This window comes from Rugamonas aquatica (genome assembly GCF_009380215.1).
GTDB classification, from domain to species: Bacteria; Pseudomonadota; Gammaproteobacteria; order Burkholderiales; family Burkholderiaceae_D; genus Rugamonas; species Rugamonas aquatica_B.
This window is the reverse complement of record NZ_WHUG01000001.1, coordinates 679,080-700,267: the sequence shown is the minus strand read 5'-3', so window position 1 is coordinate 700,267 and position 21,188 is coordinate 679,080. Positions and strand designations below refer to the sequence as shown.

Below are 21,188 nucleotides of genomic sequence, written 5' to 3'. Positions count from 1 at the left end.
GAAATTTACACGTCTTTACAGCCCGCCGTTGCGGGAAAGCCTTTATGACGCGGCAATATTTTGTAACAACACATAGGCCTGTGGCACACGGGCCATGCGTTATCATGATGGTATGTCCGCCCTCCGATCCGATGAAGTACTGATGCTCAGCTATCGCGATGGCGACCTGGCTGCGTTCGCGGAACTGTATCGACGGCACAGCCAGGGCTTGTATCTGTTCCTGACGTGGCGTTCGCCGCGGCGGGAGTGGGTCAACGACATCATGCAGGACAGCTGGGCCAATCTGCATCAGGCCCGCGCGCGTTATGAACCGGGCGCCAGCTTCCGTACTTATCTCTTTCAAATCGCGCGCAACCGTTTGATCGACCTGATACGCTTGAATGAACGCGTGCTGCTGGCCAGCGATGGCGGCGAGGATGACTGGTTCGAACACGTCGCCGATGCGGCGCACGAAGGGCTGGCGCCGGACGGCGAGCTGGAACGCAAGCAGCAGGCCAGCCATTTGCATGCGATGATACGTCAGCTGCCTGTCGATCAGCGCGAGGCGCTGGTGCTGCAGCAGTTTAACGGCATGAGCCTGGAGGAGATCGCGGAGCTGGTGGCGGCGCCGGTGGAGACGGTGAAGAGTCGTCTGCGCTATGCGATGCGCAAACTGCGCCAGGAATTGGCGCCTGCGGCCGAAGAGGCGAGAGCATGAATCCACACGATCACATTGAAGACGCGGAGTTCGAAGACTTCCTCAAGGGCCAGGGGGATCTGTCGCGCCAGCTGCAAGGCTTGCCGCAGCCGTCGGTGCCGGAGGCTTTGTCGGCGGCGATTCTGGCGCGTGCTGCCGCCGACCTGGCCGACGGTGCGCGGCCGGGTGTGTCTGCCAATGATGCGGTGCATGACGGCGCGCCTGCTGCTCCGCCGGCGCGGCACTATCTGCGGCGCGCGCGGATGCCGTTAGGACTTGCGGCTAGCGTGGTGTTGGCTTTGTTTGTGGTGCGCGGGTTGATGCCACAGGCGTTTGCGCCCGAGGTTCGGCAGGCAGGCGTTATTCAGGAGTCTCCGTCGCCGGCTGCGAAGATGGCGGAAGTTGCGCCGCCTGCCGGGGAAGCGGCCGCCGTTGCCGCGACGGTGGCGGCGGCCGAACCTGCCCCCCCGCCGCCGCCATCTGCCGCTTCGGCCCCTGTTCGCGCCGCGAAGCCTGCTGTCGCCATGCGGCCTGCGGCGCGGTCCGCGCCGATGGCGGACATCGCCGCCGCACCGGCGCCGGCAATGCCGGAGGCGCCGGTGCTCGGACTGGAGGCTGCGGAAGTCAAGGCCCTCCCGCCGAAAATGCTGAGCTACGCCGGTGTACCGTCGCTGGCGCTGCGCTCCGCTCCGCCGCCAGCGCCGGTGCCATCTCCATCTGTGCCTGCAGCGGTGTTTGCACGCGCCCCCATCCCTGCGCATGCGGCCTTGCCTGGGCCTGAAGTGATGTCCGTGTCCGCAGCGATGACCGCATCCGCATGGCTGGCTCGCCTGGAGGGCATGCTGAGGGATGGCCAAACGAAAGAAGCGCACGCGGAATGGCTCAAGTTCCGCATGCGCTATCCTGACACCGAGGTGCCGCCAGAACTCCAGCGGCAGCTCGAAACCGTCAATTAACTTCGAACTCTCCCACCAGCGCCGTGCTGCCGGTATCGCGCAAACGCAGGGTCACCATCTGATCGCGCTGTTTCGCCGTACCGAAGCCTATACTTAAACGCAGCTGCACAGTGGTGGCGCCGGCCACGATCTGCTGGCGATGGCCGAATGAATTGACCTCCACCCGATACTTGCCCGGCTTGGCCACCCGCAGCGAAAACTCTTCCGGCCCATACCCGCCGGTGAAGTCGCGCGACATGCGCCCGCCCTGGTAGGTGTAGCGGTTCGCGTAGTAGCACTTCTCGCCATTCGGATCGGTGATCCACAAATCGATGTCGGTATTGTCCGCATCCCAGGTCAGCACCGCGCGCAAGGCCAGCGGCAGATTGCGCAGCAGGCGCGGATCGACACGGCTGGTGTCCGGCTTGACCGCAGCCTTGGCGACGATGGCGTTCAACTCCGCCAGCGTCACCAGCTCGATCTCCGCAAAGCGTGCATCCCATGGGCGGTTCAACACCTCGGCCAACTGGTCGACGGCAGGCTGCACCTGCCCGGCGGCCGCATACGCCAGGCCCAGATCGCGATACGATTGCGGCTCTTCCTCGGCCAGACGCAGCACCTGCTTGAAGACTGGAATAGCCAGTGCCGGCTCGCCCGCTTGCAGCAAACGGTAGCCGAGTATCCGCAAGACCTGGCGATTTTCCAGATCCATCTCCGCCAGATTCGATAGCACGCGCAAGGCCAGATCGCGTTGTCCTTGTTCCAGCAGCATGTCCGCGCTGTCCAGGAAGAAGGCGCTGCTGTTGGTGTAGTTCGGCTTTTCGTCCAGATAGACGGCATACAGGTCGGCGCCCCTGGCCGCTTTCATGCGCGCCCGGTATGGTTCGTTCGGCGACCATTTCTTGAGCTGGATGCCGGCGTTTGGCATCTCGTCACCCTGCGAAGGGGAAGGCGTGGCGGCCGACCCTGACCTGCGCAGGTCGGCGCGGCCGTAGGCGAGGGGCACCGGTGTTGGCGGTGGCGAGGCCATGGCTTTTGCCGATGCGACCGGTGCGGACACCGTGCGTGCAAATTCCATCAGCACAGGAGCTGCCTCCACTTGCGGGTCGTCCATGGGCTTGAGGTCGGCCCGCTTGGGCAGGCCGGACTTCGGATAGCTCTTTTCCCACCACGCGACTTTCTGCTCGAACTCGCGCACGATCTGCTCACTGTGCTGTGTGGTGATGAGGCGCCGTTGGGTCCAGCGGTTTTGTTTGAGGTTGGCGTAGGCTTCCTTGTAGGCCGCAGGCGGCTCGATATCATAGCGCAGATAGTCTTCCAGCCTGTCCAGCACCAGCAGCGATGTCTCGCGGGTCGGCATGCCGAAGCGCTGGCCCAGGCGGCGGATTTCTCCGCGCTTCAAATCGTAGTCCGCTTCCAGCGCGTGCAGGCGGTAGCTGGCCCACATGCCGGCGGCCAGCGGGTGATAGGGCGCGCTTCCACTCACGGGAACTGTCATCGTGCGGCTCTTGCCCTGCTGGGTCAAGGTCAGCGTCAGCTCGGCCGAGGGGTGTGTCAGGCGGCCGGCGACGCGCAGTATGCCGTCCTGCGGCTCGCGCGCTTCGAACGAGATGTCCTTGGCGCCGGTCGCAGAGATGTCGCTCAATTGCAGCTCATCGGCCAGCAAGGCTTGCGCGGCAAGCGCCGGCTGGCTCGCCTGCAACTGCACCAGCCGCCCGCCGTTGCGCTCCGCCAGTGCGGACAGCCGTGCGCTGTCCGACACCAGCGCCGAGTTCAATGCATACAGACGCTGGCCCTTGGCCAGGGTCGGGAAGGGCGCATCGCCATAATTGGACAGTCCGTCGCTGACCATCAGATATTCGTTGATATCCGACTCCGGTTTCCACGCGCCCAGGGCGCTGGCGCCGTCGTAGGTCGTGGCAGCCAGCGCGGCCCGCAAAGCGCTCCAGTTACCGTTGACGACGCGGAACCGCTGGCTGGCCTCGGCGCGGTCGCGCAGGCGGAACAGGCGCACGTCCACATTGCGCACTGTCTTGAAGTACTGATCCAGTACGGCCAGTTCGGCATCGGTCTGGCGTTGCGCGCCCGAACCGGAGCTGTCCCATAACAGTCCCAGTACGGCCGGCGGCAAGCGCACCGGATGCGTGTTGTCGCCGGCGACAGCGATCTCGCTCAGGAAGAAGGTATCGCCGTCGAACTCCTGCACAAAGGTCTGCGGCTGCCCGGTGGTGGGCAGCGCCAGTTCCAGCGTGCCGTCGGTGCGGAAGCTGGTTTTGGTGATGCGGGCGCGATAGCCGTCCTGCTGCCGTTCGAATTGCACGCCGCCCAGCGCGCCGCGTGTTTGCGGCGACGCGCTCGCACCGTGGACATTCAGCGCCAGATCAAATTCGTCGACGCCGCCGCCGTAAGCCAGCGGCAGGCGATACACGCGCTGGGCATCGCTGCGTGGCAGTGGCTCCGCATATTTCAGCTGCACCGTGCGGGTGCCGTGTGGCGGTATCGGATAGACCCGCAGCTTGAAGTTATTCCCCTGCGTGGTCTCCAGCAGGGCCGGATCGACACGGGTGCGCTCGACCTGTTCGAAGATCAAACGCCCCTTGGCTTTTTCGACCGGCACCGCCGGCCGCAGCGCGCCGTCGATATCGAGCGCGAAGGCGGTCACGCGCTGTGCGGGCAGCAGCGGGAATTGCAGCTCGCCCTCCAGCTGGACCGCGTTGGGATTGTAGAACACCATCTCCACGGTGGTCTGCGCCAGGCCGCCGCTGATGTCGGCGGTGATGTGCAGGCTTTGCAGGCGCACCGGCGTCTGCGCGCGCGGGACGATCAGCCGTGGCGGCATGACGGGCGGCAGGGGTGTAAGCGCCTGCGCCATCATCGAAACACTTAATAGGAAAACCGCAAACAGTGGGCGCAACATGACATCTCCTTTGCCGGAAAAGCCCGGCGTCATGCATGTAACGGTGCGGGGCGGCGGACGGGGTTAAACCGGCAAAAAAAATGTATGCGGCACCGCAGCAATATTCAATTGCTTTATTTGTATTTGTTGCTATCATTTCCCAGGCTTACTGCTGAGGAGAGTAGATGACTGCCATGAATACGCCGCACCCGTACTACGAAATCCTGATTGCCGCAGCGCGCAAAGTCGGCCCCGTGAAGGTCGCCGTGGCGCATGCGTGCGATCGTCATGCACTGGAGGCCGCGCTGGATGCGGCCAGCATGGGGTTGATACTCCCCATCCTGGTCGGCCCACAGGCGCGCATCCGCCAGGCGGCGGACGAGGCGAAGCTGGATATTTCGGCGCTGCCGCTGGTCGATACCGAGCATAGTCACGCCTCGGCGTTCCGCGCGGTGGAGCTGATACGCGAAGGCCAGGCAGCGGTACTGATGAAGGGCAGTTTGCACACCGACGAGTTGATGAGCGCCGTGGTGGCGGGCGATACGGGCTTGCGCACCGGGCGCCGCCTCAGTCACTGCTTCGTGATGGACGTGCCGGGCCGCAGCGAACCATTGATTATCACCGACGCCGCAGTCAACATCAATCCCACGCTGGACGACAAGGCCGACATCATCCAGAACGCCATCGACCTGGCGCATGTGCTCAAGTTCGATCCGGTCAAGGTGGCGATACTGGCGGCCGTGGAAACGGTCAGCGCCAAGATGCCGTCCACGATCGACGCGGCGGCGCTGTGCAAAATGGCGGACCGCGGCCAGATCACCGGCGGCATCCTCGACGGCCCGCTGGCGATGGACAACGCCATCGACCCGGAAGCGGCCGAGATCAAGCACCTGGTGTCGCCGGTTGCGGGCAGGGCGAACATCCTCGTGGCGCCCGATCTGGAGGCGGGCAATATGCTGGCCAAAAGCCTGACCTTCATGGCCGGCGCGGCGGCGGCAGGCATTGTGCTCGGCGCGCGCGTGCCGATCATCCTGACCAGCCGCGCCGATTCCGTGGCCGCGCGCCTGGCCTCCTGCGCCGTGGCGGTGCTGGTGGCACACAATAAGCTGGCTGGCAATCGCATTCTGGGAGGCTGAGCGCATGGCACCCAACGATAGCATCGTCGTCATCAACGCCGGCTCGTCGAGCATCAAGTTCTCCTTGTTCAGCGGCGCCGCGCTGGCGCTGACGTTCAAGGGCAAGATCGAGAATCTTTACAGCGGCGTGACGCGTTTCAGCGCGCAGGACGCGCAAGGACACTCCATCGGTGAACGCAGCTGGCCCGCCGCACCGCTGGACCACGAAGCGGGCATGCGCTTCCTGATCGACTTCGCACAGACGCATCTGGAAGGCCACCGCGTGGTGGCGGTCGGACATCGCATCGTCCACGGCGGCGTGGCCTACAGCGGCCCGCAGCGGCTGGACGCGCAGGTGCTGGCGGCGCTGGAAAAACTGATTCCATTGGCGCCGCTGCATCTGCCGCACAACCTGGCGCCGGTGCGCGCCGTGATGGCGATGGCGCCGGATGTACCGCAGATGGGCTGCTTCGACACCGCCTTCCACGTCGGCCAGCCGGCGGAGGCGCAGGCGTTCGCGCTGCCGGCGCGGATCACGGAGCAGGGCGTGCGGCGCTACGGTTTCCACGGCCTGTCGTACGAATATATCGCCAGCCGCTTGCCGGAGGCCGATCCGGCGCTGGCCGGCGCCAAGGTGGTGGCCGCGCACCTGGGCAATGGCGCCAGCATGTGCGCGATGGCGGCCGGGCGCAGCATGGCCAGCTCGATGGGCTTTACCGCTGTCGATGGCCTGCCGATGGGCACCCGCTGCGGCGCGCTCGATCCCGGCGTGGTGCTGTACCTGATCGATGAACTGGGCATGGACGTCGGCGCTGTGCAGAAGCTGCTGTACCAGGAGTCCGGCCTGCTCGGCGTTTCCGGCATTTCGTCGGACATGCGTACGCTGGAACAAAGCGACGATCCACGCGCCAGGGAGGCCATAGCCCTGATGGTGTACCGCATCGGCCGTGAACTGGGTTCGCTGGCGGCCGCGTTGGGCGGGCTGGATGCGCTGGTCTTCTCCGGCGGCATAGGCGAGAACAGCGTCGCCTTGCGCGCCGCCGTCTGCCGCGACGCGGCCTGGCTGGGCGTGGAGCTGGACGCCGCCGCCAACGCCGCCAATCCGCGCGGCGTCGCACGCATCAGCGCTGCCGGCAGCAGAGTGCCCGTGTGGGTAGTGCCGGCCAACGAAGAGCTGATGATCGCCCGCCACACCCTGGCCTTGCTGGAGGCGGCATGAATACGGAAACGGTATATCCCATTTTGACCGGCAAGCGGGCGCTGGTCGTCGGCGTCGCCAACGAGCATTCAATCGCGTGGGGTTGCGCGCTGGCCTTCCGTAAGCTGGGTGCGGAAGTCGTGCTCACGTATCTGAACGAGAAGGCCTTGCCCCACGTCGCTCCGCTGGCCGCGGAGATCGATGCGCAGCTGCTGCCGCTGGACGTTACGCAAGCGGGCCAGCTGGAGGCCTTGTTTGCGGCGCTGGCGGAACACGGCAAGCTCGATATCCTGGTGCATTCGATAGCCTACGCACCGAAAGCTGATCTGCAAGGCGGGCTGCTGGACTGTTCGCTGGACGGCTTCCTGCAGGCGATGGATGTGTCCTGCCATTCCTTCGTCCGCATGGCCAAACTGGCCGCGCCGCTGATGACGGATGGCGGCAGCATGTTCGCCATGAGCTACCACGGCGCCGAGAAGGTCGTCCCGAACTACAACGTCATGGGACCGGTGAAGGCTGCGCTGGAGGCGTCGTGCCGCTACCTCGCCTACGAGCTGGGTCCACACGGCATTCGTGTCCACGCGATTTCGCCGGGGCCGCTGCAAACGCGGGCCGCCTCCGGCCTGAAGGACTTCGACCTGCTGCTGAGCGATGCCGTGGCGCGCGCGCCGCTGGGTCAATTGGTGGACATTCTCGATGTCGGCAATACCTGCGCTTATCTGGCCTCGCCGTACGCGCATCGTTTAACGGGTAGCACGGTGTATGTTGATGGCGGCCTGAATATCATCGCCTGACGGCGAACTGAAAGGAGCGGCAGATGCAAATCATTTTATCCGGCCTGCATGGCGATGCAACTGAAACCACGGTGGCTGAAGGCCTGGCGCGCTTCTTCCACGTCACCCACGTCAACATGGTGCGCGAGGGGATGGACGACAACCCATGGGCGCTGATCGACGTGGCCGATTCCTATGAACGGGTATGGGGCGTCTGCAACCAGCTGCGCGGCGTCTTCCATCGCGGTAAAGCGCTCAAGTTCTACATTCCGCTGCACCAGGAGGACGTGTATCATGACCTCGAACCTCACGAACGACTGGACTTCAATTAATGGCAACAAGCGTCACACTGCAGGACATCACCATCGATAATTTTGAGCGCTTCATGGACATGGAGCTGCCAGAACACCAGCGCGACTACCTCGATAGCAATGCCGTATCGATCGCACAGTCCAAGTTCTACGATGATTTCGTCACGCGCGGGATTTACTGCGACGGCGAACCGGCCGGCTTCCTGCTGTACGACGTGCGCGCCGAGGACGTTGACGGCCTGTATGGCATCTACCGCTTCATGGTCGACTTTCCGCAGCAGGGCAAGGGCATAGGCCGCAAAGCCATGGCGCTGCTGCTCGACGAGCTGCACAACAAGCCGGATGTTCATCGCATCATCATCTACTACAAGCCGGGCAACGCCGTGGCGCAGGCGTTCTATCGCAGCTTCGGCTTCAGCGAATGCGGGATCGATGACAATGGCGAGATGATCGCCGAGATCATCCCGTCACGGCTTCCCGATCAGCAGGTATAAGGCGGTCTGGTTGCGTGAGGCGCGGCCGGCGCCGAAGTAGAGCGGTCCCAGAGGCGTATCGATGGCGAGATACAGCGCATTGCTGCGCACCGTCTGCTCGCCGTTCAGGGAGTCGACGGTGTTGCCGACGCGGCCCAGCTCCGCCGACGCGCCGATGTAGGCCCCGTCCAGCAGGCCGGGCGCGGAGATGCGGTAGTTGTAGACCAGCCGGCCGAAGTGCAGGCTGTTGCCCACCAATTCGCCGGTGCGGTATCCCGACATGCGTAAAAATCCGCCGAAGGATAGGATCTCGTGGTCGGGCAGGGCGTTCTCTCCCAGCTTGTGCTGAACCTCCAGCGCCCCTTGCAGCGAGTGCGGGCCGGTCGCCAGCGCCGTCTGCGCGGAGAAGGACAGCTTGTTGTAGTTGGTGTCCGCGCCCAGCGCGGTGCGGGAAGCGAACACCCGCAGATCCGCCTCCACGCCGGAGCGCGGGAACGAGCGGTTGTCCAGCGTATCGGCCCGCAGGCGCAGTTGTACGCCGCCTGTGCGCGCCTTGGGGAAAAATTCGGACGGCGGCAGGAAACTGGTGTCCAGCAGCAGATTGACGTGGCCGCGCGTAACGCCGACGCGCGCCTCGCCCCATTCAGCCAACGGCACGCCGAGGTCCAGGCCCGCCGCGATCGACTCGTAGCGGTAGCGCGCCAGCCGGCTGCCTTGGGAGTAGATGTCCAGCGGCGTGCGCTCGCCCGATAGGTAGGCGCTGGCGAACAGGCGCTGCGCCGGCGTCAGTGGTTGCAGCCATTCGGTGCTGAGACGGTCGGTGTGGCCGATCTCCAGGTCGTTGCGCCACTCCGCGCCCAGCGCGTTGAGCCAGGTCCAGCGGTGCATGGCGCGCAGCGTGAAGAAGGAGTCGCCTTCGAAGTCGGTCGATACGCCCAGGCCCAGGCGCAGGTATTGCGGTCCCCATGATTTCTCATTGACCGTGGTGGTCAGCTCATGGCGTCCGTCCGGCAGTGGCGTGAGCGTATAGCTGACGTGTTCGAAGTCGCCGCGTCCGAACAGGCGCCGCATGTCGCGTTCGGCCTTGGCTGCGTCGAACTGCTCGCCGGCCCGGGTCTCCATCATGCCGCGCAGGGATTCTTCCGGCACCCGCTGCGTGCCGTCGATGCGCACCGACGATAGCAGAACACCTTGCGGCGCCTGGGCGTAGCGGCGGCGCGCGCTCAGTACCGCATAGTCCTCGGTCGACAGCGCGTAGCGCTGCAGCCGCTCGGCGGCCTGGTGGCCGGCCTGTTCGCCCAAGGCTGCGGCCTCCTTCAGCAGATCGAAGTTTCTGGATTCGATAGTCGCCAGGTTGGGGGCGATCAGCACGTCCACCTGTGGATTGAGCTCGGCCAGGGAAGTACGCAGGTTGCTGGCGGTGAGCATGCGCGCCATCTGGTCCGACATCGACAGCACGGATTTGATCTCGTCGCGCTTGAGCAGCGGCGTGCCGATATTGACGGCGATGATGATGTCCGCGCCCATCTTGCGCGCCACATCGACCGGCAGGTTGCGGGCAATGCCGCCGTCGATCAGCAACTGGCCGTCGATTTCCACCGGCGTGATGACGGCGGGGATGGCCATGCTGGCGCGTATGGCCTGCGCCAGGTTGCCGTGTTCGAGCACCACCATCTCGCCGCTGCTGACATCCGTGGCGACCGCGCGGAAAGGAATCGGCAGGTGATCGAAGTCGGGAACGGACTGGCGCACGGTCAGGCGGCGCAGCAGCGCCTCAAGCGCCACGCCGGACACCGCGCCTTTCGGCAGCGACAGGCCGCCCGGTCCGATGCCGATCTCCGGCCCGACAAAGCTGTCCGCGTCGTCGGTCTTGCGGGCGATGGACAAGTCGCGCCGGGCGACGTCGTGGAACAGGTTGGCGGTGCTGAGTGTCTGCATTTCGCGCTCGATCTCGGCCAGCGGCATGCCGCTGGCGTAGGCCCCGCCGACGATGGCGCCGGCGCTGGTGCCGACGATGATATCGACCGGCACCCGCAGTTCCTCCAGCACCTTCAGCACGCCGATATGGGCGCCGCCGCGGGCGCCACCGCCTGACAGCACTACGGCTATCTTGGGCCGCGTGGCGGCATGGGCGAGCTGGCAGCTCAGGCAGGAAAAGAGGATAAGCGCATGGAGTTTTCGCATGCGGGGACTCTAGCACAAAAGTCGCTTGACCTTACCTCTGTGGGAAGGTGTAAGATTCAGGCCACTATGCGTCCATTCATCCGCTTCCTGCTCTGGATTTTGATAACAGCCTTGCCGCTGCAAGGGGTAGCTGTTGCCTTGGTTCCGTGCGATACGGTGACGGCGCCCATGCGTTTGGTCAGCCAGCCGGCTGTCCAAACGGAGCACTGCGCGCCGGCCAAGCCTGACCAGGCGTCGGGCGCGCATGGAAAATGCAGCCATTGCGCCAGTTGCGTGGGCGCGTCCGCGCCACCCGGCGTGCCCGCCGTCGTGCTGCCTGCGGGGTTTTCCGGCGCGGGCTTCAGCGCGCCAGAACCCGCGATGACCGCGTACATTCCCGCCACGCTGGAGCGTCCGCCCCGCCTTTCCTGAGATTTGCCGAAGCTGCGGGCTTGCCCGCGTATCCGCCATTTTTAAGGAATTCCATGAATCGCTTTCGCATACTGCTGCTGGCAGTAGCCTGCGCGCCTGTGTATGCATTCGCCCAATCCGCGCCCAAAGCGCAGGACGCGGATGCCAAGGTGCCATCGCCAGCATACCGTTCGGCTTTTGCCGATGTTCGTCCCACCCAGGAAGCCGCCGCCACGCCGGACAAGGTCTGGCTGCAGGCCAACCGCGAGCTTGCCGCCCAGCCGGGCCACGCCATGCAGATGGATATGCCCAAGGCCGAGACCAGCGAAGACCCGCACAAGGGTCATCACCAGCACATGAAAGGCCAATAACATGGCACGATTACCCAAGACGGCTGCGGCAGGATTGTCCGCCATGCTGCTGGCAGGCTGCGCCAGCCTGTCCAACGACGGCGGCCTGGCCGCTGTCTCCCGCTTGACGCAGGAACGCATCGGCCAGCCGGCCAGCTTGTCCCGCGACGCTGACAACAGCCAGCAAGTCCGCGCGCTGCTGGCGCAGCCTTTGACCCCGGAAAGCGCAGTCCAGATAGCGCTGCTGAACAGCCCCGCGCTGAAGGCCTCGCTGGCGGAGCTGGGCGTGTCGGAGGCGGAGTTCGTTCAATCGGGCCGCATGCGCAATCCCAGCCTGGGCTTTGGCCGCATCCGTGGAGGCAGCGAGACCGAAATCGACCGCAGCGTCACGTTCGATATCGCCGGCTTGCTGACTTTACCCGCGCGCTCGCGCATCGAAGGACGCCGTTTCGAACAGGCCAAGCTGCAGGCCGCAGCCCAGGCGGTTCAACTGGCGGCCGACACGCGCCGTGCTTACTTCACCGCCGTGGCTGCGGCCCAATCGGCGGCCTTCGCCGAGCAGGTGCGCGTGGCCGTAGACGCCTCGTCCGAACTGGCGGAAAAAATGGCTAAGGTGGGCAACTGGAGCAAACTGGATCAGGCCCGCGAGCGCGCCTTCTACCAGGATGCGTTGACGCAGCTGGCCCGCAGCCGCCATGAAGCTACCGCCTCGCGCGAGCAGCTGATACGTCTTCTCGGCCTCTGGGGCGAGCAGCAGAACTTTGCGCTGCCGGACCGGCTGCCCGATCTGCCGCCGCAGCCGCAGGAAATGAACGACGCCGAAGCACAAGCGCTGACGCAGCGCCTGGACATGCAGGCCGCGCGCCGCGATACCGAAGCCACGGCCGACGCCCTCGGCCTGACCAAAGCCACCGGCTTTATCAATGTGTTCGACGCCGGCTACGCCAACAAGAGCAGCACCGGCAAGCCGCGTGAGAACGGCTATCAGGTCTCGTTCGAACTGCCGATCTTCGACTGGGGCAGCGCCAAGGTCGCACGGGCGCAGGCGCAGTACATGCAGTCCGTGCACCGCACCACCGACACGGCGGTGCGGGCCCGTTCGGAAGTGCGCGAGGCGTATTCGTCCTACCGTACCACCTACGACATCGCCCGCCATTACCGCGACGACGTGGTACCGCTGCGTAAAAAGATCTCGGACGAGGTACTGCTGCGCTACAACGGCATGCTGGCCAGCGTCTTCGAGCTGCTGGCCGACTCGCGCGAACAGCTCAACAGCGTCAACACCGCCATCGAAACACAGCGCGATTTCTGGATCGCGGAAACCCGGCTGCACACCGCCGTCAACGGCGGCAGCGCCAACGAAACAAGGACCACCCCATGATTTCACGTAGAGACTTCTTCAAGGGCGCTGGCGCCGTCGCGGTCAGCGCGGCCGCCGTCAGCAAGGCCGGTGCGGCCACGCTGCCGGAGGCGATGACCATGGATAACGCCGACACCCACGTGCCGCCGCTGCCGTCCAACGGCCGTCCGTTCAACCCTGTGGTGACGCTGAACGGCTGGTCGCTGCCGTGGCGGATGAATAACGGCGTCAAGGAATTCCACCTGATCGCCGAGCCGGTGGTGCGCGAAATGGCGCCCGGCATGAAGGCCAATCTGTGGGGCTACAACGGGCAATCGCCCGGCCCGACCATCGAGGTGGTCGAGGGCGACCGCGTGCGCATCTTCGTCACCAACAAGCTGCCGGAACACACCAGCGTGCACTGGCACGGCCAGCGCCTGCCGAACGGCATGGACGGCGTCACCGGCCTGACGCAGCCCGGCATCGCACCCGGCAAGACCTTCGTCTACGAATTCGTCGCCAGGCGTCCCGGCACCTTCATGTACCACCCCCATGCGGATGAGATGACGCAGATGGCGATGGGCATGATGGGCTTCTGGGTCACGCATCCCAAGGATCACACGCAGTTCGCGGTGGACCGCGACTTCGTCTTCCTGCTGAATGCCTACGACATCGACCCGGGCAGCTACACGCCGAAGACCAATACCATGCTGGACTTTAACCTGTGGACCTTCAACAGCCGCGTCTTCCCCGGCATCGACTCCATGCCGGTGCGGCAGGGCGACAAGGTGCGTATCCGCGTCGGCAACCTGACGATGACCAACCATCCGGTGCACATCCACGGCCACGAGTTCTTCGTCACCGGCACCGATGGCGGCTGGACGCCACCGGCGTCGCGCTGGCCGGAGGTGACGACCGATATCGCCGTCGGCCAGATGCGGGCGATTGAATTCGTCGCCACCGATCCGGGCGACTGGGCCTTCCACTGCCACAAATCGCACCACACGATGAACGCCATGGGCCACAACGTGCCGACCATGATAGGCGTGGACCATCGCGGCATCGCCGAGAAGATCAACAAGATCGTGCCGGACTATATGACCATGGGTGACAAGGGCGGCGCCATGGGCGGCATGCAGATGGCGCTGCCGGAGAACACGCTGCCGATGATGACGGGCGAAGGCCCGTTTGGCGGCGTGGACATGGGCGGCATGTTCACCGTGGTCAAAGTGCGCAAGGAGCAGAAGCGCGGCGACTACACGGACCCTGGCTGGTACAAGCATCCACCCGGCACGCTGGCCTATGAGTGGACCGGCGCCTTGCCCGAACCGGCGCGCAAGTACACCGCCGGTGGCCAGTCCATGCCGGCCGTGAACCCGCCGGACGTTGAACTCACGGTGCGCAAACCCAGCGGGCATAGCGGCCATTAAGGAGAACACACATGAAGACTTTGCATACCTTGGTCGCCGCCGCCGTTGTCGCGGTGGCGACGCTGTCGGCACCCATCGCCGCCGCACACGCCAGCTTGAAGAGCTCCAACCCGGCGGCCAACGCCGTGCTGGACGCGGCACCGAAAGAGATCGCACTAACGTTCAATGAGAAGGTCGAACCGGCGTTCAGCAGCATTACGCTGACAGGCGCCGCCGGCCATGTGCTTGCGGGAGCCTTGTCCGACAAGGTCAAGGCCACCGTGGACGCGGGCAATCCCGCGATCCTGCGGCTGGTCGTGCCACCGTTGTCTGCCGGTGTGTACACGGTAGGCTGGGCGGTGGCCGGCCCTGACGGACATCGCCGCAAGGGCGGATTCACCTTCACGGTCAAATAGTGGAAGCGGATGTCGATGCCGTCTGGCTGCTGCAAGTCGGCTCGGCGTTCCTGCTCAACTGCGGCTTTAGCTGGCTGGCCGGCTCCTGGTGCGCGCGGCTTTGGCTGCCGGCTGGCGCAGGCCGTCCGGCTGCTTTCGAAGCGCGGATGCGCATGCTGGATATGCTGGCGGCCGGCGTCGCCATCGCTGCCGGCGGGTTGTCGCTGCTGGCCGCCACCGCCGTCATGGGCGGTACCGGCCTGCGCGAGGCTTGCGGCATGTTCTGGATGATGGCGACAACCACCGCCTACGGTTGGTCCGGTTGCGTCGCCATCGCGGCGCTGGCGGTGGCGATGGCCCTGCGCAGCGTTCGGCGACGCCTGCCTCTGGCTGGCGAACTGGCGGTGCTGCTGGCCATGGGCATGTTTGCCGTCACCCGTTCATCAATGGGCCACGCGGGCGAGCAGGGGCTTTGGTCGCTGCCCATGGCGGCGGAGGCCATCCATCTGTCGGCCATCTCCGTCTGGGCGGGCGTGGTGGCGGTTTCGGGCTGGCTGGTGTTGCCGGTGCGCTGGGAGGCGGATGCGCTGAATCGCTACCTGGGCTGGATGTCGCATGCCGCAACGGCAGCGCTGGCGGCCATCGCGATCACGGGGATGTACAGCGGCTGGCACCGCGTCGGCACCGCCGGGAATTTGATTTATACCGTTTACGGCATTACCTTGCTGAGCAAAGTGGCATTGGTGCTGGTAGCCGTCGGCATTGGCGGCTACAACAAATTCATCGGTTTGCCGGCCGCGTCGCGATCGCCGGCAGGCGTCGCGGTGGTGCGGCTGGCGTTGAAGATAGAGACGGTGCTGCTGCTCGGCGCCATACTGGCCGCCGCCATCCTGACATCGCAACAGCCGCCGACAGCGATCTGACGGCGGCTGCCGCCATTACAGGGACTTCAGGAACGCCAGCAGCGCTTCGCGGTCGGCCTTCGACAGATTCTCGAAGCGCTGGCGCGATTTGTCGGCCTCGCCGGCGTGCCACATGATGGCTTCCGTGAGATTGCGCGCGCGGCCGTCGTGCAGGTAGCCGACCTTGCTGCTATTGCCCATCACCTTGTCCGTGTAGCCCAGGCCCCACAGCGGCGAGGTGCGCCACATGCCGCCCTTGGCCTGGCCTTCGGCGAACTTGTCCGCCAGGCCTGCGCCCATGTCGTGCAGCAGCAGGTCGGAGTAGGGACGGATGGTCTGGTTGCGCAGTTCCGCGAACAGATGGCCCGAACCGGTCTTCATCTCGGCGGTGTGGCAGGCCACGCAGCGCATACCCTGGAACAGCTTGGAACCTGCGGCGACCTGCTGCGCATCGACGCGATGCTCATCCAGTGGCGCCACGCCTTTCGGGAAGCCGCTAGGAATGCTGCGCTGGGCCGGAACGGCCACCAGCGACAGATAGCGCGAGATCGATTGCAGGTCCGCTTCCGTGATGCCTTTCTGCGTGCCGCCGGCCGCGCACCCCGCAGGGCCGGTGGCGCAGGCGCGGTTGGGATAGACCGGCGACGTCACCGACATATCCAGCAGCAGTGCTTCGCTGGCCTGGTGGCGCAGCGTGGCCTTGGCCGCCTTCCAGCCGAAGCGGCCCAGGCGCACGGCGCCGGTCTCCGGTTCGTACACATAGTTGGCGACGCCGATCACGCCGTCCGCATCGGGCGCGGTGCGGGCGCGGGCGATGATGTCCGCTTCCGGCACGGCTTCCAGCAGGCCGGTGCCGATCATCGGTTGGGCGGCGCGCAGCGACCAGATGTCCGGCACCGGGCCTTCGAAGGCCAGCGTCGGCTTGCGCAGTTCGACGGCGCCGCCATCGGCCAGCTTGACGGTGCGGGATTCGAAGCCGCCCACGCTGACCGTGTTGCCCCAGTTTTGCGGTGCGCCACCGGCCGAGAAGGCGTTCATCTGCACCGCTGTGCCGTACTGCGCGTGCGGCACTTGCTGGCCTTGCGCGTTGGTGCTCGCCACCCGGATCGACATGGCGTCGAGCTTCTGGTTGACGGCGATCGGCGCCGGGCTGCGGCCGTTGTTGACGTGGCAGGCGATACAGGCGGACTGGTTGAAGCGTTGTCCCTGCAAGCCCACGGCCGCTGCGTAGCGGTCGTTGCCCGGTTCATTGTGGTCGCCGGTGGTGAAGTTGGTGTGCACCAGGCGGCGGCCTTCGACGAAGCGCTGCATGTTCTGCATGCCGATGTTGTTGTGCGGCTGCTGGAACATGAAGGCGCCGTTGTCCGAGTAGTTGTACGACACGGAGCCCTGGCCGCCGGACAGCGTCTCCTCCGGCAGCGGCACGGAGTTCAAACGCGGCTGCACGCCGTACCAAGGCTTGAGGCCTGCGCCGACCACGTAAGTCCACTCGTAGGAGTAGTAGCGGATGCCGCCGGTGTCGCCGTTGGCCGTCATCGATGCGGTGGTGGAGAACATCGACGGCGAGACTTCGATGATGTCGCCTGCGACCAGCGGACGCGCTTTCACGTCCTTACCGTTCGGCATACCGTTGGCATCGAGGTCGCCGTGGCCCGGGTATTCCTTGATGCGCAGCGTGCAGGCGTTGTTCAAGCCGTCCGCGCTGGCCAGCTTGCCGGCGGCGGGGTAGGCCACCGGTTTGCAGATCGAGACGTTGCGGTCCACCAGTTCGCCCGGCGCCATCCAGCCATAGCCGGTCACGCCCGGACGGTCGAAGGCGCGGAAGAAGGCGATGCCGCCCGGCAGGAAGTCGACCGTGGTGTACTGGTTGACGATCAGCGTGGGCTTGGTCACGCCCGGCACGCGGCTGTTGTCGATGATCTCCACGCCCCAGCTGCGGTTCTTGAAGTAGTTCGAGACGAAGGTCAGGTAGTTGCCCGGGCCTTTGTCGACCGGCAGGCCGGTGGCGGGATCGACCGTCTCGTTGGGGCCGTAGCCGATCTCGTTCCAGTCCTCGCCCCGTTCGCGGCCGTGGCGGGCCAGGCCGCGCGCGCCGAAGCGCGTCACCAGCGTGCCGTCGGGCAGGGTGAACTGCAGCGTTTCCAGCGGCTGCGCGGCGGCGGGCAAGGGCGCCCAGCCGGCGCCGCTGGCCGGATACTTCAGTGGCGAGGTGGCGCTGCCGGCCAGCGTGTTGTCGCTGCCCGGCGTCTTGAATTCCACTTCGAACAGCGAGTAGCCGTACTGGGTGGCGCGGGCCACGCCTTGCAGGCGGATGTAGCGGGCGTTGATGCCGAGGTTGTAGAACTCCTCGGTGCCGCCCTGGCCGGCGCTGACGTAGCGCACTTGCGACCAGTTCTGGCCGTCGTCGGACACGCGCAGCGAGTATTGCTTGCCGTAGGCGTTCTCCCACTGCAGCTTCATGTAGCCGACCTGGGTCTTGGCGCCGAAGTCGAACTGTATCCAGGCGCCGTCGTCGGCGACGCTGGCCCAGCGCGTGGCGGCCTTGCCGTCGATCGCCATCGCTGCCGACAGGCCGCCGTTTTCCACCGGCGACGAGGTCGCGGCGACGGGCTTGATCGCCACGCCTGGCTGGTTGGGGTTGACGACCACCGGCGGCGGATTGTCCACCGGCGGCGTGACGGGCGGCGCCGTCACCGGTGTGCCGGAGAAGGCCTGGATCTCGAAAATCGAATAACCGTAGTTGGTCGAACGTTTGATGCCTTTCATGCGCAGGTAGCGGCCCTGGCCGCTCAGGCCGGTCCAGTCTTCGCTGCCGCCCTGGCTGTTGTCCACGGTCTTGATCGTGGTCCAGGTCGCGTTATCGTCCGAGACTTGCAGCAGGTACTGGGTGGCGTGGGCGTTTTCCCATTCGATGTGGACGCGGGTAATCGGCTGCGATTTGCCGAAGTCCAGCGTCAGATACTGGTCGTCGGCGAAGCCGCTGCCCCAGCGGGTCGTGTCGTTGTGGTCGATGGCGGCGGCGGCCGAGAGGTCGCCCCGTTCGGAAGAACTGGCGGTGGCGCTGAGCGGAGTCAGCGCGACCTCGGCAGACTGCGCCGCCGACTGCGCGGCGCCGCCCTGGACCTTCATCGCGCTGAGCATGCGCGCGCTTTGCGGCGCGGCGGCCTGATCGCCTCCGCCGCCGCATGCGGCCAGCGCGAGCGTCAAGGCCAGGGGCAAGGCCTGCGCCGTGAGATTCCTGCTACGTTTGTTCATGGTACGTCCTTGTTCGTGATGGCGGGATGCTGGACATGGAAGCGTTTCCATATCCAGCCGTGGCTTTCCGATCGGGGTGTTACGGTTCAAATCAGGTACTGGGGTGTTGGAGCGGTGAACTATTGCCCGGATTGAGTTTTATGAAAACTTTCGATGGGGCAATAGTTGTGAAGATATCTTGAGTCGTCAGACATGTCAAGCGTGCGTGTGCGCACGCTTGAAAGGTGGGGGGGGCGCGATTTTTTGGACTATGCCTTGACGCCGACGATGACGCTGGACGCCTTGAAGGCCGCGGTGGCGGTCTTGCCTGCGGCCAGGCCGAGGTTTTGCACGCTGTCGTTGGTGATGATGGCGGTGATCAGGGTGCCGCTGCCGACGGTCAGCTTGACTTCCGAGTTGACCGCGCCCTTGACGACCTCGCTCACCGTGCCGGTCAGCTGATTGCGGGTGGACAGGCGGACGCCGGCGGTGTCGGTCAGCAGAATGACGGACGATGCCTTGATCAGCGCAAAGGCTTCCGAACCGGCTTGCAGGCCCAGGGATTCGGTGCTGCTGTGGGTCAGGATGGCGACGATGACCTGGCCGTCGGGCAGGGTGATGGCGACTTCGTCATTCACGGCGCCGCGCTGAATGGACGAGACTTTGCCGCTCAACTGGTTGCGAGCACTGGTAAACATGTTTTCTCCTTGACGGTGGTGGATAGATCAAAGGAGCTATGTTAACCGACTGGCCGGTGAACCGGCCAGTGTCGCTTTGAGAATCGATATATACGGTTTTGCATATATTCGTCAGCCATGCGCCGGCAAGGCCAGCCGTTGCGCGGAAGGACGGGCCAGCCTGGCCGCCGGCCGGTGCGCCTGGTCGAGTTTGAAGACGCTGACCACTTCGGACAAGCCGGCGGCCTGTTCCTGCAGCGAGGCCGCCGCTGCGGCAGCCTGTTCCACCAGCGCGGCGTTCTGCTGCGTCACGGTATCCATCTGCGCGACCGCCTGGTTGATCTGCTCGATGCCCACTTCCTGTTCCTGGCTGGCGGCGGTGATTTCGCCCATGATGTCGGTCACGCTGCGGATGCTGGCGACGATCTCGTCCATCGTAACGCCGGCCTGGTTGACCAGTCTGGCGCCGACATCGACTTTTTCGACGGAATCGTTGATCAGCGCCTTGATTTCCTTGGCGGCGGCGGCCGACCGTTGGGCCAGGTTGCGCACCTCCGAAGCCACGACCGCGAAGCCCCGGCCCTGCTCGCCGGCGCGCGCCGCTTCCACCGCCGCGTTCAGCGCCAGGATGTTGGTCTGGAACGCGATGCCGTCGATGACCCCGATGATGTCGACGATCTTCTTGGACGAATCGTTGATCGAATTCATCGTCACCACCACCTCGGCCACCACCGAGCCGCCGCGGCCGGCCACGTCCGAGGCGGACGCCGCCAGCTGGTTGGCCTGGCGGGCGTTGTCGGCATTTTGCTTGACGGTCGAGGTCAGCTCTTCCATCGACGAGGCGGTCTCTTCCAGCGAGCTGGCTTGTTCCTCGGTGCGCTGCGACAGGTCCAGGTTGCCGCTGGCGATCTGGCTCGACGCGGTGGCGATGGTGTCGGTGCCGCCGCGCACCTGGCCGACGATGTCTTGCAAATGGTTGTTCATGTCCAGCAGGGCTTGCAGCAGCATGCCGGTTTCGTCGGTGGTGCGGACCTCGATCTTGCTGGTCAGGTCGCCGGCCGCGACGGTCTGCGCCACGCGCACCGCCTGCTGCATCGGCAGCGTGATCGAACGCGTCGCCAGCCAGGCGATCAGCACCCCCATGCCGATGGCGGCAGCCGACAGCAGTATCATCATCAGGCGCGCGCTGCTGTAGGCGACGGCGGCATCGTTGCCCGCTTCGGTATTGAGCGTGGTTTCCAGTTCGGACAGCTGGGTCAGCAGGTCCAGCCATTTTCTCTGCACCGGACGCAGCTCGCCGATCAGCACCTTGGTCGCCTCGTCGGCCTTGTTGTCCAGGCCCAGTTTGGCGGCCTTGGCCATCAGCGGCAGCGCCGCCGCTTCGGCTTCCTTAATCTTCGGCATCAGCGCCAGTTCGCGGTCGGTGGTGCTGGGCAGCGCGGCAAACATCTGGTTCAGCTTTTTTTCGGCCTCGGCGTACTTTTGTTCGTTGACGCGGATGCGGTCGGCCTCGGGCTGCATGTCCTTCATGTCGGTGAGCAGGGCCAGGTTGCGCAAGGCGATGGAACGATCGGTCACGGTGGATAGCATCAGGTCGGCCAGCTTGCCCTCAGGGTTGTTGACGTTGGCGATTTCGTCCAGCCGCTCCTGTACCTGGGACATGCGGGTGATGCCCAGCACGGTAACAGCCAGCAGCAATGCGAGCACGATGCCAAAGCCCACGCTGAGGCGGGTTCCAATGTTCCAGTTCGAGACATTCACGTTGCTCTCCTTGTCGAGGATGCAGATCAGATACGTAACGGTAGGCTGGGGCGAGGATTAGGCCCCGAACGGGATGGACAGCTGCGAGTGTTGCTACTTTGATCCCGATAGCCGCCACTTGTCAACGTCGATCTTGTTGTAAAAGGAACTCAAATTGTTCCGTAGTGTAT

Annotated in this window: 18 protein-coding genes; 13 read left to right on the top strand and 5 right to left on the bottom strand. The window is 65.2% G+C overall.

What is annotated here, in order from left to right:
• Window positions 1-112: 112 nt before the first annotated feature.
• Both GEV02_RS03020 and GEV02_RS32750 read left to right on the top strand, forming a co-directional pair.
• Window positions 113-697, top strand: coding sequence for a sigma-70 family RNA polymerase sigma factor (locus GEV02_RS03020; protein WP_235922626.1), 585 nt, complete (start codon window positions 113-115; stop codon window positions 695-697).
• Window positions 694-1,632 (top strand): hypothetical protein, encoded by a 939-nt coding sequence (locus tag GEV02_RS32750; RefSeq protein WP_174998939.1) that lies wholly within the window; start codon window positions 694-696, stop codon window positions 1,630-1,632. The genes GEV02_RS03020 and GEV02_RS32750 overlap by 4 nt, the downstream gene beginning before the upstream one ends.
• Here the strand turns inward: GEV02_RS32750 and GEV02_RS03005 are convergent.
• Complete coding sequence (locus tag GEV02_RS03005; protein WP_152836438.1) at window positions 1,625-4,528, bottom strand: VIT domain-containing protein; 2,904 nt, start codon at window positions 4,526-4,528, stop codon at window positions 1,625-1,627. The two genes, GEV02_RS32750 and GEV02_RS03005, sit on opposite strands and share 8 nt — an antisense overlap.
• 164 nt (window positions 4,529-4,692) lie before the next feature.
• Here GEV02_RS03005 and GEV02_RS03000 point away from each other — a divergent pair, with 164 nt between their 5' ends.
• The 5 genes from GEV02_RS03000 to GEV02_RS02980 are packed head-to-tail and all read left to right on the top strand — an operon-like array spanning window position 4,693 to window position 8,398.
• Window positions 4,693-5,643, top strand: a complete 951-nt coding sequence (locus GEV02_RS03000; RefSeq protein WP_174998937.1) for a phosphate acetyltransferase — start codon at window positions 4,693-4,695, stop codon at window positions 5,641-5,643.
• A 4-nt stretch (window positions 5,644-5,647) separates the two neighbouring features.
• The gene (locus tag GEV02_RS02995; RefSeq protein ID WP_152836437.1) at window positions 5,648-6,841 is read left to right on the top strand and encodes an acetate/propionate family kinase; all 1,194 of its coding nucleotides are present in this window, start codon (window positions 5,648-5,650) and stop codon (window positions 6,839-6,841) included.
• Window positions 6,838-7,614: an enoyl-ACP reductase FabI gene (gene fabI, locus GEV02_RS02990; RefSeq protein WP_152836436.1), complete on the top strand. Its 777-nt coding sequence runs from the start codon at window positions 6,838-6,840 to the stop codon at window positions 7,612-7,614. The genes GEV02_RS02995 and fabI overlap by 4 nt, the downstream gene beginning before the upstream one ends.
• A 23-nt stretch (window positions 7,615-7,637) precedes the next feature.
• Entirely contained in the window at window positions 7,638-7,925 is a 288-nt protein-coding gene (locus GEV02_RS02985; protein WP_152801644.1) for an RNA-binding protein, read from the top strand.
• A complete protein-coding gene (locus GEV02_RS02980) occupies window positions 7,925-8,398 on the top strand; it encodes a GNAT family N-acetyltransferase (protein ID WP_152836435.1) in 474 nt (157 codons plus the stop codon). Before GEV02_RS02985 ends, GEV02_RS02980 begins: the two co-directional genes overlap by 1 nt.
• Here the strand turns inward: GEV02_RS02980 and GEV02_RS02975 are convergent.
• Window positions 8,372-10,561 carry a patatin-like phospholipase family protein gene (locus GEV02_RS02975; RefSeq protein ID WP_152836434.1) on the bottom strand — a complete coding sequence of 730 codons (2,190 nt, stop codon included), beginning with the start codon at window positions 10,559-10,561 and terminating at the stop codon, window positions 8,372-8,374. The two genes, GEV02_RS02980 and GEV02_RS02975, sit on opposite strands and share 27 nt — an antisense overlap.
• A 66-nt stretch (window positions 10,562-10,627) precedes the next feature.
• Between GEV02_RS02975 and GEV02_RS02970 the strand changes: the two genes are divergently transcribed.
• The 6 genes from GEV02_RS02970 to GEV02_RS02945 are packed head-to-tail and all read left to right on the top strand — an operon-like array spanning window position 10,628 to window position 15,367.
• The gene (locus tag GEV02_RS02970) at window positions 10,628-10,972 is read left to right on the top strand and encodes a hypothetical protein (protein WP_152836433.1); all 345 of its coding nucleotides are present in this window, start codon (window positions 10,628-10,630) and stop codon (window positions 10,970-10,972) included.
• A 53-nt stretch (window positions 10,973-11,025) separates the two neighbouring features.
• Entirely contained in the window at window positions 11,026-11,322 is a 297-nt protein-coding gene (locus GEV02_RS02965; RefSeq protein WP_152836432.1) for a hypothetical protein, read from the top strand.
• A gap of 1 nt (window position 11,323) precedes the next feature.
• Window positions 11,324-12,682: a TolC family protein gene (locus GEV02_RS02960; RefSeq protein ID WP_152836431.1), complete on the top strand. Its 1,359-nt coding sequence runs from the start codon at window positions 11,324-11,326 to the stop codon at window positions 12,680-12,682.
• Window positions 12,679-14,070, top strand: coding sequence for a multicopper oxidase family protein (locus GEV02_RS02955; protein WP_152836430.1), 1,392 nt, complete (start codon window positions 12,679-12,681; stop codon window positions 14,068-14,070). Before GEV02_RS02960 ends, GEV02_RS02955 begins: the two co-directional genes overlap by 4 nt.
• Window positions 14,071-14,081: 11 nt before the next feature.
• Window positions 14,082-14,465, top strand: coding sequence for a copper resistance protein CopC (locus GEV02_RS02950; RefSeq protein WP_152836429.1), 384 nt, complete (start codon window positions 14,082-14,084; stop codon window positions 14,463-14,465).
• The gene (locus GEV02_RS02945; protein ID WP_328595700.1) at window positions 14,465-15,367 is read left to right on the top strand and encodes a CopD family protein; all 903 of its coding nucleotides are present in this window, start codon (window positions 14,465-14,467) and stop codon (window positions 15,365-15,367) included. Before GEV02_RS02950 ends, GEV02_RS02945 begins: the two co-directional genes overlap by 1 nt.
• A gap of 15 nt (window positions 15,368-15,382) precedes the next feature.
• Here the strand turns inward: GEV02_RS02945 and GEV02_RS02940 are convergent, their stop codons facing one another.
• The 3 genes from GEV02_RS02940 to GEV02_RS02930 form a co-directional block, all read right to left on the bottom strand.
• Entirely contained in the window at window positions 15,383-18,601 is a 3,219-nt protein-coding gene (locus tag GEV02_RS02940; protein ID WP_152836428.1) for a di-heme oxidoredictase family protein, read from the bottom strand.
• A 248-nt stretch (window positions 18,602-18,849) separates the two neighbouring features.
• Complete coding sequence (locus tag GEV02_RS02935; RefSeq protein ID WP_152836427.1) at window positions 18,850-19,278, bottom strand: TOBE domain-containing protein; 429 nt, start codon at window positions 19,276-19,278, stop codon at window positions 18,850-18,852.
• Window positions 19,279-19,389: 111 nt separating this feature from the next.
• Entirely contained in the window at window positions 19,390-21,018 is a 1,629-nt protein-coding gene (locus GEV02_RS02930) for a methyl-accepting chemotaxis protein (RefSeq protein ID WP_328595699.1), read from the bottom strand.
• Window positions 21,019-21,188 lie beyond the last annotated feature (170 nt).

Excerpts from the sequence above, each read along its gene's own strand:
- GEV02_RS02985 (WP_152801644.1), top strand. The coding sequence starts at position 7,638 with ATGCAAATCATTTTATCCGGCCTGCATGGCGATGCAACTGAAACCACG.
- GEV02_RS02965 (WP_152836432.1), top strand. The coding sequence starts at position 11,026 with ATGAATCGCTTTCGCATACTGCTGCTGGCAGTAGCCTGCGCGCCTGTG.
- fabI (WP_152836436.1), top strand. The coding sequence starts at position 6,838 with ATGAATACGGAAACGGTATATCCCATTTTGACCGGCAAGCGGGCGCTG.
- GEV02_RS03020 (WP_235922626.1), top strand. The coding sequence starts at position 113 with ATGTCCGCCCTCCGATCCGATGAAGTACTGATGCTCAGCTATCGCGAT.
- GEV02_RS02950 (WP_152836429.1), top strand. The coding sequence starts at position 14,082 with ATGAAGACTTTGCATACCTTGGTCGCCGCCGCCGTTGTCGCGGTGGCG.
- GEV02_RS02970 (WP_152836433.1), top strand. The coding sequence starts at position 10,628 with ATGCGTCCATTCATCCGCTTCCTGCTCTGGATTTTGATAACAGCCTTG.
- GEV02_RS02935 (WP_152836427.1), bottom strand. The coding sequence starts at position 19,278 with ATGTTTACCAGTGCTCGCAACCAGTTGAGCGGCAAAGTCTCGTCCATT.
- GEV02_RS03000 (WP_174998937.1), top strand. The coding sequence starts at position 4,693 with ATGACTGCCATGAATACGCCGCACCCGTACTACGAAATCCTGATTGCC.
- GEV02_RS03005 (WP_152836438.1), bottom strand. The coding sequence starts at position 4,528 with ATGTTGCGCCCACTGTTTGCGGTTTTCCTATTAAGTGTTTCGATGATG.
- GEV02_RS02955 (WP_152836430.1), top strand. The coding sequence starts at position 12,679 with ATGATTTCACGTAGAGACTTCTTCAAGGGCGCTGGCGCCGTCGCGGTC.
- GEV02_RS02975 (WP_152836434.1), bottom strand. The coding sequence starts at position 10,561 with ATGCGAAAACTCCATGCGCTTATCCTCTTTTCCTGCCTGAGCTGCCAG.
- GEV02_RS02980 (WP_152836435.1), top strand. The coding sequence starts at position 7,925 with ATGGCAACAAGCGTCACACTGCAGGACATCACCATCGATAATTTTGAG.
- GEV02_RS02960 (WP_152836431.1), top strand. The coding sequence starts at position 11,324 with ATGGCACGATTACCCAAGACGGCTGCGGCAGGATTGTCCGCCATGCTG.
- GEV02_RS32750 (WP_174998939.1), top strand. The coding sequence starts at position 694 with ATGAATCCACACGATCACATTGAAGACGCGGAGTTCGAAGACTTCCTC.
- GEV02_RS02995 (WP_152836437.1), top strand. The coding sequence starts at position 5,648 with ATGGCACCCAACGATAGCATCGTCGTCATCAACGCCGGCTCGTCGAGC.
- GEV02_RS02940 (WP_152836428.1), bottom strand. The coding sequence starts at position 18,601 with ATGAACAAACGTAGCAGGAATCTCACGGCGCAGGCCTTGCCCCTGGCC.